Annotated in this window: 3 protein-coding genes; all 3 read right to left on the reverse strand. The window is 75.1% G+C overall.

What is annotated here, in order from left to right:
* Nucleotides 1–89 precede the first annotated feature (89 nt).
* Nucleotides 90–791 carry a GntR family transcriptional regulator gene (locus E1283_RS34920; protein ID WP_243745318.1) on the reverse strand — a complete coding sequence of 234 codons (702 nt, stop codon included), beginning with the start codon at nt 789–791 and terminating at the stop codon, nt 90–92.
* A gap of 87 nt (nt 792–878) precedes the next feature.
* Entirely contained in the window at nt 879–2,363 is a 1,485-nt protein-coding gene (locus tag E1283_RS34925; protein ID WP_207930659.1) for an aldehyde dehydrogenase family protein, read from the reverse strand.
* A 52-nt stretch (nt 2,364–2,415) separates the two neighbouring features.
* Nucleotides 2,416–2,649 (reverse strand): oligopeptide/dipeptide ABC transporter ATP-binding protein (locus E1283_RS34930; protein WP_341829982.1); only part of this gene is annotated, 234 nt, incomplete at its 5' end.

Genomic DNA, 2,649 nt, shown 5'->3' on the forward strand with positions numbered 1-2,649 from the left:
GTCCCTGACTCCGGTGGGCCGGAAGCCGAGCGACGTGTAGAAGCGGGCGGCAGCGGCGGGCCGGCGCTTCGCGCCGCGGTGGGGCCCCGCTACGCGGGGCTGTCCGTCGCGCCCGCCCGTCCCTGTCGGGCAGCGGTTGGGCGCGCCGAGCCCAGCGACGCGTCCAGGTGGGCGTCGATCGCGGCGAGCAGGCGGCGTTCCGTGCCGTCGCGCAGGAGCTCGATCAGGGCGCGGTGTTCGGCGACCAGGGCCGCCCGCTCGCGTCGGGCCTCCGGCCTGGTGGCCAGGCCGATGCGGGTCTCGGCGACGAGGGTGGCGAACATCCGGGAAAGCCGGGGGCTTTCCGCGGACTCGACGAGGGACTCGTGGAAGGCGAGATCCCGTTCCACCACCTCCGCCCAGGAATCGCCGGTGGTGGCCGCCAGTTCGGCGGCGGCCACGTCGAGTCGGGAGAGATGGCGTTCGTCCTTGCTCTTCCACAGCAGCGAGGCGGCCTTGCGCTCGATGAGGCGCCGGGAGAGGCAGACGTCGGCGAGGTCGGCCGGGCCGAGCTCGATCACGAAGACGCCGCGGTTCTTGATGTTGACCAGCAGGCCTTCCTGCACCAGCCGTTGCAGGGCCTCCCGTACCGGGCCCCTGCTGATCCCGAAGGTCGCCGCCAGCTGGGCTTCGGCCATCTGGCCGCCCGGGGGGAACGTGCCGTCCACGATCCGTTCCCTGAGCTGATCCACGATGAGGCTCGACGTGGTGCGGCGCGTGATCGGGACGAGTCCCTCAATCACCTCGGTCACGATTCCCCTAGCTGTCATTCGGATTGTTGACAGCTTACAGCGGGGTGTTGTGCCGGCGGGTACGGGCCTCGGTACGAGGGACGAGTTTCAGCCGCGTCGAATGGCCACGATCTTGGGTTCCGTCATGGCCTCCACCGCGTGACGTACGCCCTCGCGGCCGACGCCCGAGCGTTTCGGACCGCCGAACGGCATCGCGTCGATCCGGTAGTCGCTGCTGTCGTTGATCATCACCGCGCCCACCCGCAGCCGTTCGGCGACGGCCAGGGCCGTGTCGATCGAGGCGGTGAACACGCCGGCCTGTAGCCCGAAGTCGGTGGCGTTGGCGCGGGCCACCGCCGTGTCGAGGTCCGTGAAGGTCTCGACGGCCACCACCGGGCCGAACACCTCCTCGGTCGCGATCCTGACCCCGGGCGGCACGTCGGTGAGCAACGTCGGCCAGTGGAACGCGCCCTCCCGGCGCCCGCCGACGCGGACGCGGGCGCCGGCGGCCACCGCCTCCGCCACCCACGCGGCGACGCGGGCCGCCTCGCCGGCCGAGACCAGCGGGCCCACGTCGGTCAGCGGGTCCCGCTTGCCGCCGACCCGCAGCCGCCCGGTCGCGGCGACCGCCTCGGTCAGGAAGGCGTCGGCCAACTCCGCCGCCACCAGTACGCGTTGCACCGAGAGGCAGTTCTGCCCCGCCACCCCGAACGCGCCCTCGACCACCGCCCGCGCGGCGCGTGCCGGGTCGGCGTCGGCCAGCACCAGCACGGCGTTGTTCCCGCCGAGCTCCATCAGCGTCTTCCTCGCGCCGGCGGCCCTCGCCACCGCCTCGCCGGTGCGGTGTCCGCCGGTGAACGACACCAGGTCGACCAGCGGATGGCCCACCAGCGCCCGCCCGGCCCGGGCGCCGGCGCCCGGCAGCACCGCGATCCGGCCGGCCGGCACGCCCGCGTCCAGCAGGACCGCGGCGAAGGCCAGCGCGGTCAGCGGGGTCGCCTCGGCCGGCTTGAGCACCACCCCGTTGCCGCCGGCCAACGCCGGACCGAGCTTGTGCGCCACCAGGTTGAGCGGGTCGTTGAACGGGGTGATCGCCGCCACCACTCCGACCGGCTCCCTGGTGTACCAGCCGAGCCGCCCGGCGCCGCGCGCCGTCGCGTCGAACGGCAGGGTCTCGCCGGTGAGTTGGCCGGCCCGCTCGGCCGAGAGCCGCAGCGTCTCGGCGGCCCGCGACACCTCGGCCGCCGCCTCGCGGACCGTCTTGCAACCCTCCCCTGAGATCAGCCCGACCAGGTCGTCGCGGCGCTCGAACAGCAGGCCGGCCGCCGCGTGCAGCGCCTCGCGCCGTCGCCAGCCGGGCCACGGCGGGCCGTCGTGCACGGCCGCCGCCACCGCCCGCACGGCGGCGTCCACCTCGGCGGGTGCCGCGTCCGTCACCTCGCCGAGCGGGCGGCCGTCCTCCGGGTCGTGGACGGGGAACGCGGCGGCGCCGTCCCGCCACCGGCCGGCCCAGAACGCCCCGGCGGGTGGCCGCCAGACGGGCGCGACGGCCGCCCGGGTGGCGCCCGTCTGGTTGTCGATCCCTGTGCGCATCGGCTGCTTCCTCGCGTTCGTGGTGGTCGGGCGCCGGCCGGTGACCGGTCGGTCAGGAGTTCCAGTAGTGGCAGGAGACGGCGTGGCCTGGGCCTTCGGCCGGGGACGGCGCCGGCGCCTCGGTGGCGCACCGCTCCCTGGCGAGGTCGCAGCGCTGCCGGAACCGGCAGCCGGCCGGCGGGTCGAGCGGGCTCGGCGGCTCGCCGCGCAGCGTGCCGAACTCGACGTCGGCCGAGGGACGTTCGGGCAGTGAGGCGGCCAACAGGGCCCGGGTGTAGGGGTGGGC

The sequence above is a fragment of the Streptomyces hainanensis genome, from assembly GCF_004348415.1.
GTDB classification, from domain to species: domain Bacteria; phylum Actinomycetota; class Actinomycetes; order Streptomycetales; family Streptomycetaceae; genus Streptomyces; species Streptomyces hainanensis.